Consider the following 15,907-nt stretch of genomic DNA (forward strand, 5'->3'; position numbering starts at 1 on the left):
CAAATATTTTAAATATTCTTGGTAAACGTATGGATCAAAATCCTGCCTCAACCATCACTTTGGTTGGATCTTCAGAAAATGGACCTGCAGAAGGAAAACTAATGGCTGCATCTGTTCAAACATATTTAGTAGATGTTTTCTCCATCAATGCAACTAGAATTGCCATTGAAGGAAGAAATAAGCCAAAAGTTTCGGAAGAAGAAAGAGGGAACAAAAGTGAGTTAAAGCTTCTTCGTGAAGGAGATCGCAGAGTTTCTGTAGAGAGCAATTCTCCAGTCTTATTAATGGAATACCAGAACGGCCCAAGTGCACCCTTGAAACCAGTGCAAATTTCAGGAGCTCAAGATGCGCCTATCTCTAGTTATGTTACTTTTAAAGTTGACAGAGAAGATGAAGCATTTAGAACATGGAAAATGGAAGTGACAGATAAAAATGGAACTGTACAAAATTTCGGACCTTATACGGAAGAAGAAGTTAGTATTCCTGGCAAAACGATTTTAGGAACAAAACCTGAAGGAGATTATCAAATGAAAATGATAGGTACAAGCAGTGCCGGAGAGGTCGTGACTAAAGAATCTAATGTGCACATTGTAGCCTGGACACCTGCTAAAATTGAAGAGGGAATGAGATTCAGTATTATTTATGAATTTGATGATGCCACAGCTATCCAAATGTATAACAAATACCTTTCAGAAGTGGTAGCACCTAAAATTCCTGCTAATGCAAAAGTGATTATTCACGGGCACACTGATGTTATTGGTGAGCAAGTGTATAATCAAGCATTATCTTTAAAAAGAGCTAAAGATGTGCAAACCACTTTGAAAAACAGTGTGAGTAAATTGGGCACGGCTGGAGTCCTATTTGAAGTAGACGGTTTGGGTGAAAATGAAAATTCAGCTCCTTTTGGAAACAAACTGCCAGAACAAAGAGCTTACAACAGAACTGTGATCATTGATATTATACCTAGCAAGATGTAAGGTATTTGGTGAATCCATTATAATATTTATAAAAGTTGTTTAAAAGGGTAGCGTTTTAAAAGCTACCCTTTTTTACAGATAATATCTTAAACGTTAAGAATAACCATGATTTTAGGAGTCCAGACATCTTTGTTATTGGTACTTAAATAAATAATTACCACAATATTTCTAATAGATGTCAACAGGTCATATGCCTTATTAAAATCTGTGATTTATGTAATATCCTGCTGTAATTGTATAACAGCAATGCAGGATTAAAGAATCACCTTTATCTATATCATTCTTTTAGGGTAGCAGCCTTTTTTTAAAGTATAAATAGCCCAGAACAGTTTTACGAGATAGGCTCAAACACTTTTTTACTGAGATTGAAAAACGGTAAAAGAATATATCAAACACTAACAAAGCAAATAACATGAAAACAATAAAATTTACAATCGCATCCTGCGTTTTGGGTTTACTTCTTACATCCTGTAATGATGGTAAAAGACAAATAGCAACAGAAAACGTAGAAGACTATTCTACCTACGTAGATTCCATCAGCAATTTAGACCCTGCTAATGCCAGTACCAATTGGGAGAAAATTGAAAAAGAACATACTACGTATAGATTTACCGCCAGTGAAAGTTTAGGGGAGCTTAAAGAAACGGAATCCTTAAAAAATGATATAGACGAATCAATCTCACAATTTGAATCCTATAAAAAAGATATTATGTTGGAAAGAGATTATCAAAATAAACTCGCTTTAGAAAACAATTTGAAAGCGTCTCTTATAGGTAATGATCATATCAATGATGACATGAAGTTTGAATGGATAAACAAAGACAATATATTAAGCGTATATCAAAACTTTGTAGATACTGCTCAGGAAAATAGAGATAGCTATTCAAGAGAAGATTGGGATGAAATCAAATTATTGTACGAGGCTATTGACACCAGAAAAAACACAGTGGAAAATGAAGGTTTAACAAGTTCAGATAATAATAAAATCGCAGGTTTAAAACTGAGATTTGCACCTATGTACACCTTCAACAGAATGGGAGCAAAATCAGAAGAAAACGCAAAAGCAAAACAATAATCAATTCATAAATAATCCAAATGAAAAATATATTAATTACCTTCCTATTAGTAATAGCAGTAGGTTTTACAGTGAATGCTCAAGAAATTTCTAAAAATGCTTTAGGCCTAAGATTGGGAGATAACGATGGTTTTGGAGGAGAAATATCCTATCAGGCACGTTTGAGTAGTAGCAATCGATTAGAACTGGACTTGGGGTGGAGAGATGGTAAGAATTATGACGGTTTTAAACTTACTGGTCTATACCAATGGGTTATGCCTATAGAAAATCGTTTCAATTGGTATCTTGGTCTTGGAGGAGGAGTAGGATCCTATGATTTTAAGGATGATAATAATGACAATGATAATAAAGATACTTTTGTATTTATCGCAGGTGATATAGGAATTGAATACAATTTTAGTATTCCTTTGTTAATTTCATTAGACTTTAGACCAGAACTCGGTTTTGGAGATTCAAATTTTAATAACGATGGTTTAGATTTAGATATCGCATTAGGTCTTAGATATCAGTTTTAAGGTAATCGTAAAAACAATATATATATATTCACAAAGCAGACTTACGAGTCTGCTTTTCTTTTTTTATAAGGCTTCCTTTACCGCACAACAAAATTTTGTTGAAAAACACGTAGTTTTACATCTCCTAACAAAACCCCATGATTTCAAGAACAACTGTAGATGCCGTATTTGACGCCGCTCGTGTAGAAGAGGTGATTGGTGATTTTGTACAGTTAAAGAAATCAGGTGCTAACTTTAAAGGATTAAGTCCTTTTACGGAAGAACGTTCCCCTAGTTTTATGGTGTCACCGGTAAAACAAATCTGGAAAGACTTCAGTTCTGGAAAAGGTGGAAATGCAGTGACCTTTATTATGGAACACGAGCATTTTACGTTTCCAGAAGCGATCAAGTGGCTGGCCAAAAAATACAATATAGAAGTAGAAGAAACCGAACAGTCAGACGAGCAAAAACAAGCTCAAGACGAAAAAGAATCCATGTTTCTCGTTTCTAAGTATGCAGCAGAATGGTTTCAAAGCCAACTGAAAACAGCCGAAGGAAAAGCAATAGGGTACAGCTACTTCAAAGAGCGTGGGTTTACAGATGAAACGATGGAGTACTTCCAGTTAGGTTACAACCCAGATCAATGGAGCGCTTTTACAGATGCAGCTATCAAGGCGGGATACCAATTAGAATTTCTGGATAAAACAGGTGTTTCGATCGTAAAAGAAAACAAGCAATTTGACCGATTTAAAGGGCGTGTGATGTTTCCTATACGCAGCCATTCTGGAAGAGTTCTTGGTTTTGGTGGTAGAATATTGAGTAATGAAAAGAAAGCTGCTAAATACCTTAACTCACCTCAAAGTGAGATCTACGATAAATCTAATGTACTATATGGGATCTATGAGGCAAAGCAATCTATTGCTAAAGAAGATCTTTGTTATATTGTAGAAGGCTATACAGATGTGATTCAGTTGCACCAGGCTGGAGTAAAGAATGTAGTGTCTAGTTCTGGAACAGCCCTAACCAGTCAGCAAATACGTTTAATCCAGCGGTTGACTACAAATATTACGGTGCTTTACGATGGAGATGCTGCAGGAATGCGTGCTGCTATAAGAGGAACAGATCTTATTCTGGAAGCAGGAATGAATGTACGTGTTTGTACTTTTCCAGATGGAGAAGATCCAGATTCTTTTGCAAAATCCCATACAGAGTCTGAGATCATAGATTTTTTAACAAATAACGCTCAAGACTTTATTTCTTTTAAATCCAACCTCCTTAAAAAAGAAGCCGCAGGCGATCCTATCAAAAAGGCAGGGATGATAAGAGATATTGTAAATAGTATCGCAAAGATACCCGATGATATCTCCAGAGAAATCTACGTAAGAGAAAGTGCTGCCATTCTTGATATAGGGGAAGATGTGTTGTTCTCAACCCTGGCGCAAGTGCGCAATGCCAGCCTTAATGAACAAAAGAAAAAAGACAGTAGGGAAAAAGCACAGCAACCCTTAACTAAAGTAGAAGCTGCTGAAGCAACGGTCAAAGTAGATAGAAGAGCCCTTTTAGAACGTTCAATCATTACAATTTTACTAATGTATGGAGGTAAAGATGAGTTATTTGAAGATGAATACATTCAAGATGATAGCGGTGTCGAGCTAGAATATGAAACGGTAAAAACCAAACATCGGGTGTATGAAAAAATCTATATGGATTTACAGGCTGATGAAATCAAATTTGCCAATCCAGATTTTCAAATTATATACACCAGGATCATTGATGTGTTGCTACTGGAGCAAGAAATTGATACGCAACTCATCTTATCAGCTTTTGAAGGGGAATATGCAAATACGATAGCTGATATTGCTATGTCTGATGATAAATATCATTTACATGATTGGGAACGACATAAGATTTTTCCCATTCAAAAAGACCAAACAATCTCTGAGTATACAAGTCAAGTTTTATATCACTTAAGACAACTTTTGCTTTTTGATATAGTAGATAAAATTAATAAGGTTATAGCAAAAAATAGTCCTGAAGTTGAGAATATTGGCGCTTTGGAACAAATCAATAACTACAATATTTTACGTAGAAAAATTGATGTAAAAAATAGAACAGTAATTCCTTCAGGTGGTTGGAGTAGGTTCAACTAGCAATTTGAAGCAAACGGGACTGGTGTATCAAATCAGCGATATTATCAACCTTTAATTTTTTAAGCAACCTAGTCTTATAAGTGCTTACCGTTTTTTCATGGATAGAAAGGGCTTTAGCAATTTCTTTGTTGCGACGGCCTTTAGATAGTAAGTTCAAAACTTCAATCTCGCGAGTAGATAATTTTTTGAATTTAAGAATGTCCTTATTGTTTTTATTGTCTATTTGGGATTTCATTTCCTCAGAGAGATAGCTCTCTCCCCTAGCTATGCTTAAAAGTGATTTTCTAACCTCTTTTATAGAACGTGTTTTTGAAATATAGCCGTTAGCTCCTGCTTTTACAGCGCTTATAGCGTAGATTTCTTCTGGATGATAACTTACTACAAGAACTTTTAAATCTGGGAAATGTGATCTCAGTTCTCTTAGAGTGCCTATGCCGCTAGAATTAGGCAAGTCTACTTCTAGAATTAAAACATCTGGATGGTGGAATGCTATGCTTGCTATGAGGTCATTAGCGTCATCCACCTTTGCTTTAAAACTAAATTCCTTATGATCTTTCATCATACTTCTAAGTCCTCTTCTGAAAACGGGATGATGATCTGCTATTAAGATATTCATGGGTTATAAATAGTAAATAAACAAATATAGACTGTTTATAACTTATGCCTACAATATTATACGTACGTATTGCCTTACAAAACAGTTCATTACATACTGCTATTACAGTAAATCTTTTGGGATGACGCAGACCGGAATTGGATTCATCTTGTGTTGATTCTTTCTGTTATAAGATAAGTATATGTGGAAGACTTCTTGCTCTCTAGCACTTAAAGTCTCCACAGGAATGTTTTTGTTTGCTTGATGCATCGCTCGTTCTAATTCATCATAACTAGCGCCTATTTGGTCTTCATCTGTTCTTTCAGCACCATACAGTCCATCACTTGGAGCCGCTTTTAGAATGCTTTCAGGTACCTTTAAGTGTTTTCCTACTGCGTAAACTTCGCTTTTTAATAAATCAGCAATAGGGCTTACATCCACGCCACCGTCACCGTATTTGGTATAAAAGCCAACGCCAAAATCTTCTACTTTATTACCAGTTCCAGCAACAAGTAATCCATGAACGCCACCGTGATAATACAGAGTAGTCATTCTTAACCTTGCTCTGGTGTTTCCTAGGCTAAGCTCGATTTGAGGGTTGCTGGTAACACTAGGCATCTGATCTTTAAAAATATTAAACACCGTTGTGAGATCACTTCTCACATCGTCTACATTGTCAAATCGGTTTTTTAACTGTATCATATGTTCTTGAGCTCTAGTAACATGATCCTGATGCTGGTGAATAGGCATTTCTACACACAGTACCTCTAGGCCAGTCATAGCGCATAGAGTAGAGGTAACGGCACTGTCAACACCACCACTTACTCCTACTACATAGCCTTTAACCCCAGCTTTGGAGGCATAATCTTTCAGCCATTTTACTATGTGATCTGTTACCTTTTCTACTTTCATAATCGTATTTTTGCAAGCCTAAAAATAAATAAAAATATAGGGAGTTATAAGAGTATGAAGATGAATTTATCTAGGTTTTTTATTATTCTCGCTTTCGCGAAAGCGTTTACCTCATGCACTCCTACTCATAAAGTCGAAGAGGAGATCGCTAACATACAAGTGGATGTTGATTTGGTCACCTTCCATAAAGAGTTTGCTAATGCAAATGCAGCAGACTTGCCCCGTTTAAAAAAAGAATTCCCTCTCTTTTTTCCGCCTAGAGTTCCAGACAGCCTGTGGATTTTAAAATTAACAGGAAAAGATACCATTCATAACGCATTAGAAAATGCGGTAAAGAATGCCGATTTTAATTATCAGGAGATGGAGCGCGAGATGGAAGATGTCATGAGACATGTTATTTATTATTTTCCGGAATTTGATGCGACGCCAGTGGTAACAGTTCTCTCAGATGTGAATTACCGTCAGAAAGTGATTCCTACATCGAGCCAATTGATCATTTCTATAGATACGTATCTAGGTAAGGATCACGAATTGTATGTAGGAATCAATAAATACCAGCGGGAGAATTTAAATAGAGAGCAGTTGCCGGCAGATGTCGCTCTGGCTTATGCGAGACTTTTTGTAACGCCTTCTATGGAGCGTGCCTTATTAGATAATATGATTTACCATGGAAAGCTGCATTATGTGCAAGAGCTTTTTGCCCCTAAGGCTACAGGCGATCAGTTGTTTTATTATTCTCCAGAGAAATATGCATTTACCGTAGAAAATGAGTCCCAAATGTGGCGTTATTTTATAGATAATGAGTTGCTGTACGACACAGACTCTAAGTTGCTTTCCAGATTCATACTTCCAGCGCCTTTTTCAAAGTTTTATTTAGAAGTAGATCAGCAAACTCCTGGTGGAGTAGGTCGCTATATAGGATACCGAATGGTCAAGTCATTCATGGAAAATAATGAAGTGGATCTACAAACTATGATCGACTTAAATGCAGAAGAAATTTTTAAACGTTCCAAATACAAACCTTTACAGTAATGTCAGATAAAAAAAATAGATCTACGATTAAAATAGGAATTGAACTTGATGAAAACCGTGTTCCAGAACACATCAGGTGGAGTGCTCCAGACGGTGGCGTGGACGCTGCAGAGGCAAAAGCGATGATGGTTTCTATGTGGAACAGCGAGGAGAAAGAGTCCTTTAGAATTGATTTGTGGACCAAAGATATGCCCGTAGACGAGATGCGTGTTTTCTTTCATCAAACTCTAGTTTCTATGGCAGATACTTATCATCGTGCAACTAATGATGACAAGATGCGGGATACCATGATCGATTTCTGTGATTATTTTGCAGAGAAGCTGAATCTTAAGGAAGAAGGGGAGTAGGTTTAAGGGAGTCTTGAGCTTAGAGCTTTATATAGCATAGAGGTTGGAAAACATCAATTACAGTAAAACGTTTATTGTTTTTTTAAATCTTATGGAACATTGAATTAGAGTACATAAACAGGTCTTATGGAAGAACCACTTTTTGATCACAACCTACTCATAGAGATGGCATGGTATAAAATGCCTTTCGGGACTCATAAAGGAAAGTTTTTAAGTGAATTGCCAGAGTCGTATTACATCTGGTTCAGAAGGCAAGGTTTTCCTACGGGTAAATTGGGTAATTATATGACCAGTGTTTACGATATGAAAGTCAACGGGATAGAAGATATTCTAAGAGAAATACGCAGGAACACCGTTAATGACAGACCGGTTTTTTAATAGGGTTATTCAAAAATCAAGATGATGGAATAAATAAGGGCTCCATGTTTAAGACGTTCTGTTCCATAGCTGCATCATCTTTGTGCAGACTCTAAATTATATTCCCATCGTGGGAATGCGATAAAACCTTAAATTGATAGTTACTGGTAATAAGTGGCTGTCCAAAAAGTTTTTAATGTCTATGTTTTTTTTTAACCTTACTGAACTCTGAACTCTGAACTCTGAACTCTGAACTCTGAACTCTGAATTCTGAACTCTGAACTTTAATTAATCGTCTCATTAATACCACCTATATAGCTCAACAACTCCTCTTTACCTTGATTGTTAGAAGCACTGGTGATAAAATAAGGAGGCATTTCTTCCCATATTCCTTCCAGTAAATACTTTTTGTAAGCATCCACATTGCGTTCTAATGCTTTGGGTTTTAATTTATCTGCTTTGGTAAAAATGATGCTAAAAGGAATTTCACTCTCGCCTAGCCATTCCATAAATTCTACATCTATAGGTTGTGGATCATGTCTTACGTCTACTAACACAAATCCCGATACCAACTGCTCGCGTTTCTCAAAATACTTCGTTATAAATTTTTGAAATTTAGCTTTACTAGATTTGGAAACTCGTGCATAACCATAACCTGGTAAATCGACCAGATGCCATGATTTATTGATCAAAAAGTGATTGATCAACTGCGTTTTACCGGGTCTTCCAGAAGTTTTGGCAAGACTTTTTTGATTCACTAACATGTTGATTAATGAAGACTTACCTACGTTAGACCTGCCTATAAAGGCATATTCTGGAATACCAGAATTGGGACATTTGGATACGTCTTGATTAGATATAATAAATTCTGCGCTCGTAATATTCATATGACAAAGATACAGTTAAGGAGAATAGTAAACCCTTTCAGGGACATTTTTAAGCAGGAGTTGTTGATGAAGTAGTAAGTGATATTGGAGGAATGAGGAATGAGGAGTGAGGAATGAGTGATGAAGGGATGTGGAATTTGGGTTGAGGAATGAGGAGTGAGGAATGAGGGATGAAGGGATGTGGAATTCAGGTTGAGGAATGAGGAATGAGGAATGAGGAATGTGGAATGTGGAATGTGGAATGTGGAATGTGGAATTTGGGTTGAGGTATGTGGGAGTAGGAATGAGGAATGAGGGATGTGGAATTTGGGTTGAGGTATGTGGGATGAGTAATGAGGCTTGAGGGATTTGGGTTGAGAGATGAGGGATGAGGAAGTTTAAAATATTCAAGAGAATAAAGATGATTTTACCCAACCGGTTGGACCAATCGGTGCAGTTTTGCCTGAAGAAAAAGTATAAAATTATAGAGCAGCTGTCAAGGCAACCCCAAAGGTTTTAAGCGAGAACAACAGATTGAAAAAACGTGTTGAGTACTTCTTGACTTTTAAGTTTAGATATAGATTTAAGTTTCAAATCGGCAACTTCAAAGGTTTTTAAGCTAAAAAAAGAATATCAAATGTAGGATTTTGGTGTGATTCCATATAGAAGGCTGGAGTAGAATAGGAACTAGAAATCAGAACAGGTATCTCTTCCAGATGCTTATCTGTAAGTTGTTGATGAATCCTAATCAGTTCCCATCTGTTTAGCTTCAAAAGGTCCAGATGTTTTTTAAAATTCCTATAAACCAATAAGTTAGCGATAAAGATCAGTTGATTAATGTCCAGATATTGTTATTCAAATAATTTTTAATCTCAACGTTTTTGCAAATAGTATGGAACATGGAACCTCGTCTCACAGTCCACGTTTCTCCAACCAGCTGTTTAAAATATCGTTGAATTGATCTGGATGTTCCATCATGGCAGCGTGGCCACATTTGTCCACCCAATAAAGGTCACTGTTGGGTAGTTTTTCATGAAACTCTACAGCGACTTTAGGCGGTGTAACCCCATCTTGTCTTCCCCAGATAATGCAAATGGGTGTTGTCATATAAGGAAGATCCTTTGACATATTGTGGCGTATAGCACTCTTTGCAATGGCGAGTGTTTTAAGCAATTTATTACGGTCATTTACCGTTGCAAAAACTTCATCCACGATTTCTTTAGTAGCTACAGCCGGATCATAAAAGACATCTTCACTTTTTGCTTTGATGTATTCATAATTTCCTTTTTTGGGATAGCTGTCTCCCATAGCACTTTCATAAAGCCCAGAACTACCGGTGATGATCAGCGCTTTTATCTTTTCAGGAAACATCTTTGTAGTCAGTAGGCCTATATGTCCGCCCAGAGAATTACCTAACAAAATCACTTCATCCCAACCCATATGATCTATAAACGCATTGATGTGCTTTGCAAAGGTCCCAACGCTAGTTTTGATCAATGGCGTAGAGTATAAGGGCAAAATAGGCACGACTATTTGATAACCTTTAGGAGGAAAATAATCGATTACACCTTGGAAATTACTGAGCCCTCCCATCAAACCATGTAATATGATGATAGGGGTACCCTCTCCAGTAATATAATATTCAAATTTACCGTCTTTGATAAGATCGTGCGTCATATGGCAATTGTAAGTGGCAAATATAATGGTTTTGCGTATAGGAAAAACAATGTTTTCTACTAGCTATTTGTAAAGCAAAGGTTTCTTTGAAAACTATTCCTCTAATTTTTATTCCGCTTTCGCGAAAGCGGAACGACCACAAATCTTAAGATTTCATACAACATCTTATAATTGTTAATAACTAGGGGAGTTATTCAGAAACAGCTGCATTTATCAACAAAGTGGGAAATTGTGGTAAAAAGTGGTATTAATTTCCCTATTTTTGATTTAGATAGCGCAAAACAGCTATTTCCAGTGATCAACTTTATAGGAACATACGAGTGTAAAACCGACGCCAAAGGGCGATTCATGATGCCAGCCGCTTTAAAGAAGCAGTTGACACCTGTCATGCAAGAAGGTTTTGTAATCAAAAGGGCTGTTTTTCAGCCTTGCCTAGAGTTGTATCCACTAGTGGAGTGGAATAAGATGATGGAAAAATTGAACGGTTTGAATCGTTTCAATAGAAAGCACAATGATTTTATACGTCGTTTTACCGCTGGAGTTAAAACTGTTGAGGTGGATGCAAATGGGCGACTGCTCATTCCCAAAGACCTCATAACCATTGCAGGAATTACAAAAGAAGTTACCGTTTCAAGTGCGGTAAATATATTAGAAATCTGGGATAAGGAAAGGTATGAAGCGGCTATTGATAACTCGCTAGATGACTTTGCTGATCTCGCTGAAGAAGTAATGGCAAATGACACAACCGATCTCTTACCATAATCCGGTTCTTTTAAAAGAAACCGTAGACGGATTGAATATTGATCCGTCTGGCGTATACGTGGACGTAACTTTTGGCGGTGGTGGACACTCTCGTGAGATCCTTGCCCGATTAGGTCCTGAAGGAAAGCTTTATGCTTTTGATCAAGATATAGATGCACTTAAGAACACGATTGAAGATGATCGCTTTATGTTGATCCCTCAGAATTTTGGTTACATGAAGCGCTTTTTAAGACTTTATGGCATTAAAAAAGTAAACGGGATTTTAGCAGATTTAGGGGTGAGCTCCCATCAATTTGATGAGGCAGCAAGAGGGTTTTCTACCAGGTTTGATGCGCGATTAGATATGCGTATGAATCAAGATCAAGTCTTAGATGCGGTCATCGTATTGAATCAATACAGTGAAGAAGATCTTATTAGAATTTTTAAGTCCTATGGGGAATTGCGTATAGCGCTTAAGCTAGCACAACGCATTACAGCTGCAAGACAAGAGTCTGAAATTACTACCGTTGCAGACCTTAAGGAGATTTGTGCTCCTTTAGTTCCAGAACGTATAGAGCATAAGCTGCTGGCTCAAGTATTTCAAGCCATACGTATTGAAGTGAATAAAGAAATGGAAGTGCTGTACGATTTTTTAAGACAGTCAGAAGATATTTTAAAAGTAGGCGGAAGGCTGAGTGTGATTTCTTACCATTCTTTAGAAGATCGACCGGTAAAGAGGTTTATGCGAAATGGACTCTTTGAGGGAGAGCCTGAGAAAGATGTTTTCGGTAGGTCCAGTGTGCCTTTTAAAAAAATAGGTAAAATGATCATTCCTTCCAGAGAAGAAATCAAGGAAAATAACCGCGCTAGAAGTGCTAAGCTGCGTATTGCAGAGAAAATAGAAAGAGAATAAATGGCTGCCAAAATCTATGACATACTAAAAGGTAGTTTTTTAACTAATGATGATGCTTTTAAAAACTGGCGCTTTATCCTGTTTGCTGCTTTTCTAGCCATAGTCATGATTTACACAGGTCATAGTTACGAGAGAAAGGTGCACAAACTGGCGGCTCTTAATGAGCATGTGACAGAGTTGCATAGCGAGTATACCGATTTAGAAAGAAAGTTGATGTTCATGCAAATGGAATCTACCGTAACGGTAAAAATTAAAAAGAAAGGAATTGCTCCGGCTCAAAATCCGCCGCAGAAGATCATAATCTTAAAGACCAAAGATGGCAACAACTAGTAAAAACATATTAAATAAAATGTACTTGGTAGGTGCAGCGTTTGTTATTGTTGCGCTATTGGTTGTCGTGCAAATCATCAACATTCAATTTGTGGACGGTGATGCCTACAGAGCAAAAGCTGAACAACGCATTTTTAGAAACGACACCATCCCTTCAACAAGAGGGAATTTATACGATGCTAACGGTCAGTTGCTGGCGACTTCTATCAGTAAATATGATATACGTTTTGATGCTTTGGCACCATCTAACCAAGACTTTAATGATAACATAGCCGCTCTAGCAGAAGCATTATCAAAGAAATTTAATACGTCTAAAGATTATTACCTTCAAAAATTGAGAAAGGCACACAGCAATCGCAACCGCTATATGCTGATCGCAAAAAACCTCAATTATGGAGACTACAAAGAAATAAGAGAGTTCCCTTTATTTGAAAAAGGTCCTTATCGTGGCGGCCTTATTATAGAAAAAAGGATCGTTCGGGAGCATCCGTTGGGAAAAATGGCTGAGCGTATTGTAGGCTATGATCGCAATGGCAGTGCGCCTGTAGGTTTAGAAGGTGCTTTTGCTCCTTATTTAAGAGGTAGTGATGGAGTGCGTTTAGAACAGAAAATAGGGAAGAATCAATGGAAGCCTATCTCAAGTGAGAATCAAATTGACCCAAATGATGGTTATGATGTGTACACAACCATAGATGTCAACATGCAAGATGTTGCTCATCACGCTTTATTAGAACAGTTGGAGTATTTTGAAGCAGACCATGGTACTGCGGTGGTTATGGAAGTGGCAACTGGAGAAATAAAAGCGCTTTCTAATTTGGGTAGAGCAGAAAGTGGTAAGTATTATGAAAAGAGAAACTATGCTGTTTGGGAATCTCATGAGCCAGGTTCTACCTTTAAGTTGATGAGTGTCATTGCCGCATTAGAAGATAAAGTAGTCGATACCAGTACCGTTTTTGATACTCAAGGTGGGAAAATATCCTATTACGGTCGTAATGTGCGGGATTCTAAATACGGTGGTTACGGAAAAATAAGTGTTGCAAAAGCCTTTGAGGTTTCTTCAAATACGGCATTGGTACAAATGATTCAAAACAATTATAAATCACATCCAGATGATTATGTGAATCGATTGTACAGTATGAATCTAAACGAAAAATTAGACCTTCCTATTAAAGGAGAAGGTGTTCCTATGATTCCGCATCCAGACGATGAAAACTGGAGCGGTCTTTCTTTGCCGTGGATGGGATTTGGCTATGGGGTGCAATTGACAGCGCTTCAAACCTTAACTTTTTATAATGCGGTAGCTAACAATGGTGTGATGGTAAAGCCTAGACTTATTAGAGAAGTAAGGTCAAAGGAGCGATTGATAGAACAATTTGACAGAGTGATTATCAATCCTGCTATCTGTTCTCAGAGTACCATCGATAAAGTAAAGGTGATGATGGAGAATGTGGTTAAAAGAGGAACAGCAGATAATCTTTACAATAAAAACTTCTCTATGGCGGGTAAAACAGGAACCTGTCAGGCAGAGTATTGGAAAAGCCCAGGAAATTATATAGCTTCTTTTGCCGGATACTTCCCAGCAGATAAGCCCAAGTACAGTTGTATCGTAGTCATACACAAGCCAAACACTAAAAAAGGATACTACGGTAACATTGTAGCAGGACCAGTTTTTAAAACAATTGCTCAAAAGATCTATGCTAATAACCCATTATTAGATGAGGTAGAACTGCAAAAATCTATCCCTGTACAGATCGTAAAATCAAATGACAACTACTTAAAGACCATGCATCAACAAGCGGAAACAACTGCTAATAAAATGCCCAATTTAATAGGTATGGAAGCTATGGATGCCATCGCAATAGTTGAAAACCTAGGGGCTAAAGTAGTTCTTAGAGGCTCTGGAAAAGTAAGCTCTCAAAGTTTAAAACAAGGAACAAAACTCGCTTCTACAGATAAAGTAACACTCACATTATTATGATGATTCTTAAAGACATATTGTATAAGGTAAGTCTGGACGTAGTCATAGGTACTACAGATGTACAGATCAATGAAATCCAATTTGATTCTAGAGCGATCAAAAAAGGAGATGTTTTTGTTGCACTTAAAGGAACAACCGTTGATGGTCATGAGTACATTGAAAAAGCAGTTTCGTTAGGAGCAAAAGCGATTATTCTGGAAGAGCTTCCTGATTACCAAGAGGAGCAGGTCACCTATATAAAAGTAGAAAATGCTCACAATGCACTGGCATTAGTAGCGGCAAACTTTTATCAAAACCCTTCAAGACACTTAAAATTAGTGGGTGTTACTGGTACTAACGGTAAAACCACCACTACTTCTTTATTATACCAATTATTTAAAAAATCAGGTTTTAAAACTGGATTGATTTCTACCGTAGAGATTTTGATCGATGAGAAAGTGGTTCCTACCAAGCATACCACGCCAGACCCACTAACGATCAATAAACATCTGACAGATATGGTTGCTGTAGGAGTGGATTATTGTTTTATGGAGGTGAGTAGTCATGGAATAGCACAAGAACGAGTTGCTGGGTTAGAATTTGCTGGTGGGATTTTTACGAATCTTTCTCATGACCATCTCGACTACCACAACAGCTTTGCTGAATACAGGGATGTCAAGAAAAGATTCTTTGATGAGTTGCCTAAAAAGGCTTTTGCATTAACTAATCTGGACGATAAAAATGGAGCTTTGATGCTTCAAAATACCAAGGCTAGAAAATTAGGTTATGCCTTAAAAACCTATACCGATTACCGAGCACAGATTATTGAAAACCAATTTGGTGGTTTGTTGTTGAAAATCAACGAGCATGAAGTATGGTCTAAGATGGTTGGGCAGTTTAATGCTTACAATGTTTTAGCTATTTATGCTTGTGCGATAGAATTAGGATTAGAAGATATAGAGGTGCTTGAGGTGATTTCTCAGTTAGAAGGAGTCTCTGGAAGGTTTCAATACTTTACTACAGTAGAAGATAGAATTACCGCTATAGTGGATTATGCACATACTCCAGACGCACTTAAAAACGTGTTGGAAACGATCAACTCCATTCGTACCAGAAATGAAAAGGTGATCACCGTTGTAGGCTGTGGAGGAGATCGCGATGTTACCAAAAGGCCCAAAATGGCTCATATAGCGGCAGCTCTGAGTGATCAAGTCATTTTTACTAGCGATAATCCGCGTACGGAAGATCCTCAGAAGATTCTGGACGATATGGAAGCTGGTGTACAGCCACAAGACTTTAAGAAAACCATTACCATTTTAAATCGCAAGCAAGCCATAAAAGCAGCTGCAAAAATGGCAAACAAAAATGATATCATCCTTATCGCAGGTAAGGGTCATGAAACCTATCAGGAGATTCACGGTGTGCGGTCAGATTTTGATGATCGAAAATTAATCGCAGAGTTTCTTAACCAACTCAACAAATAA

The 15,907-nt window shown here is 37.3% G+C and carries 16 protein-coding genes; 12 read left to right on the plus strand and 4 right to left on the minus strand.

What is annotated here, in order from left to right:
* Positions 1–29: 29 nt before the first annotated feature.
* The 4 genes from F0365_RS08105 to dnaG all read left to right on the plus strand — a co-directional run bounded on the left by F0365_RS08105 (position 30) and on the right by dnaG (position 4,696).
* Complete coding sequence (locus tag F0365_RS08105; protein WP_206071315.1) at positions 30–977, plus strand: OmpA family protein; 948 nt, start codon at positions 30–32, stop codon at positions 975–977.
* Between the two features lie 412 nt (positions 978–1,389).
* Positions 1,390–2,052, plus strand: coding sequence for a hypothetical protein (locus F0365_RS08110; RefSeq protein WP_169933233.1), 663 nt, complete (start codon positions 1,390–1,392; stop codon positions 2,050–2,052).
* Between the two features lie 20 nt (positions 2,053–2,072).
* The gene (locus tag F0365_RS08115; RefSeq protein ID WP_169933234.1) at positions 2,073–2,567 is read left to right on the plus strand and encodes an outer membrane beta-barrel protein; all 495 of its coding nucleotides are present in this window, start codon (positions 2,073–2,075) and stop codon (positions 2,565–2,567) included.
* A gap of 137 nt (positions 2,568–2,704) precedes the next feature.
* Complete coding sequence (gene dnaG / locus F0365_RS08120; protein ID WP_169933235.1) at positions 2,705–4,696, plus strand: DNA primase; 1,992 nt, start codon at positions 2,705–2,707, stop codon at positions 4,694–4,696.
* Here the strand turns inward: dnaG and F0365_RS08125 are convergent.
* Together F0365_RS08125 and nadE are read right to left on the minus strand one after the other, a co-directional pair.
* Positions 4,689–5,312, minus strand: coding sequence for a response regulator (locus F0365_RS08125; protein WP_169933236.1), 624 nt, complete (start codon positions 5,310–5,312; stop codon positions 4,689–4,691). The two genes, dnaG and F0365_RS08125, sit on opposite strands and share 8 nt — an antisense overlap.
* Before the next feature lie 102 nt (positions 5,313–5,414).
* On the minus strand, positions 5,415–6,203 hold the full coding sequence (nadE, locus tag F0365_RS08130) for an NAD(+) synthase (protein WP_169933237.1): 789 nt from the start codon (positions 6,201–6,203) through the stop codon (positions 5,415–5,417).
* A gap of 60 nt (positions 6,204–6,263) precedes the next feature.
* On the opposite strand from nadE, the gene gldB reads away from it, so the two are divergent.
* The 3 genes from gldB (at position 6,264) to F0365_RS08145 (ending at position 7,960) form a co-directional block, all read left to right on the plus strand.
* Positions 6,264–7,235, plus strand: coding sequence for a gliding motility lipoprotein GldB (gene gldB, locus F0365_RS08135; protein ID WP_206071316.1), 972 nt, complete (start codon positions 6,264–6,266; stop codon positions 7,233–7,235).
* Entirely contained in the window at positions 7,235–7,582 is a 348-nt protein-coding gene (gldC, locus tag F0365_RS08140) for a gliding motility protein GldC (RefSeq protein ID WP_169933239.1), read from the plus strand. The genes gldB and gldC overlap by 1 nt, the downstream gene beginning before the upstream one ends.
* A gap of 126 nt (positions 7,583–7,708) precedes the next feature.
* On the plus strand, positions 7,709–7,960 hold the full coding sequence (locus F0365_RS08145; RefSeq protein ID WP_169933240.1) for a DUF3820 family protein: 252 nt from the start codon (positions 7,709–7,711) through the stop codon (positions 7,958–7,960).
* 263 nt (positions 7,961–8,223) lie between these two features.
* Here the strand turns inward: F0365_RS08145 and yihA are convergent, their stop codons facing one another.
* Both yihA and F0365_RS08155 read right to left on the minus strand, forming a co-directional pair.
* Positions 8,224–8,826, minus strand: coding sequence for a ribosome biogenesis GTP-binding protein YihA/YsxC (gene yihA / locus F0365_RS08150; RefSeq protein WP_169933241.1), 603 nt, complete (start codon positions 8,824–8,826; stop codon positions 8,224–8,226).
* An 891-nt stretch (positions 8,827–9,717) separates the two neighbouring features.
* Positions 9,718–10,482, minus strand: coding sequence for an alpha/beta fold hydrolase (locus F0365_RS08155; RefSeq protein ID WP_169933242.1), 765 nt, complete (start codon positions 10,480–10,482; stop codon positions 9,718–9,720).
* A 294-nt stretch (positions 10,483–10,776) separates the two neighbouring features.
* Here F0365_RS08155 and mraZ point away from each other — a divergent pair, with 294 nt between their 5' ends.
* From mraZ to F0365_RS08180, 5 genes are read left to right on the plus strand one after another with little or no spacing between them, the layout of a single operon-like run.
* Positions 10,777–11,244 carry a division/cell wall cluster transcriptional repressor MraZ gene (mraZ, locus tag F0365_RS08160; protein ID WP_169934805.1) on the plus strand — a complete coding sequence of 156 codons (468 nt, stop codon included), beginning with the start codon at positions 10,777–10,779 and terminating at the stop codon, positions 11,242–11,244.
* The gene (gene rsmH, locus F0365_RS08165) at positions 11,219–12,136 is read left to right on the plus strand and encodes a 16S rRNA (cytosine(1402)-N(4))-methyltransferase RsmH (protein WP_169933243.1); all 918 of its coding nucleotides are present in this window, start codon (positions 11,219–11,221) and stop codon (positions 12,134–12,136) included. The genes mraZ and rsmH overlap by 26 nt, the downstream gene beginning before the upstream one ends.
* A complete protein-coding gene (locus tag F0365_RS08170; RefSeq protein ID WP_169933244.1) occupies positions 12,137–12,466 on the plus strand; it encodes an FtsL-like putative cell division protein in 330 nt (109 codons plus the stop codon).
* The gene (locus F0365_RS08175; RefSeq protein ID WP_169933245.1) at positions 12,453–14,444 is read left to right on the plus strand and encodes a penicillin-binding protein; all 1,992 of its coding nucleotides are present in this window, start codon (positions 12,453–12,455) and stop codon (positions 14,442–14,444) included. The genes F0365_RS08170 and F0365_RS08175 overlap by 14 nt, the downstream gene beginning before the upstream one ends.
* On the plus strand, positions 14,441–15,907 hold the full coding sequence (locus F0365_RS08180; RefSeq protein ID WP_169933246.1) for a UDP-N-acetylmuramoyl-L-alanyl-D-glutamate--2,6-diaminopimelate ligase: 1,467 nt from the start codon (positions 14,441–14,443) through the stop codon (positions 15,905–15,907). Before F0365_RS08175 ends, F0365_RS08180 begins: the two co-directional genes overlap by 4 nt.

The sequence above is a fragment of the Nonlabens sp. Ci31 genome (assembly GCF_012974865.1).
GTDB lineage: Bacteria > Bacteroidota > Bacteroidia > Flavobacteriales > Flavobacteriaceae > Nonlabens.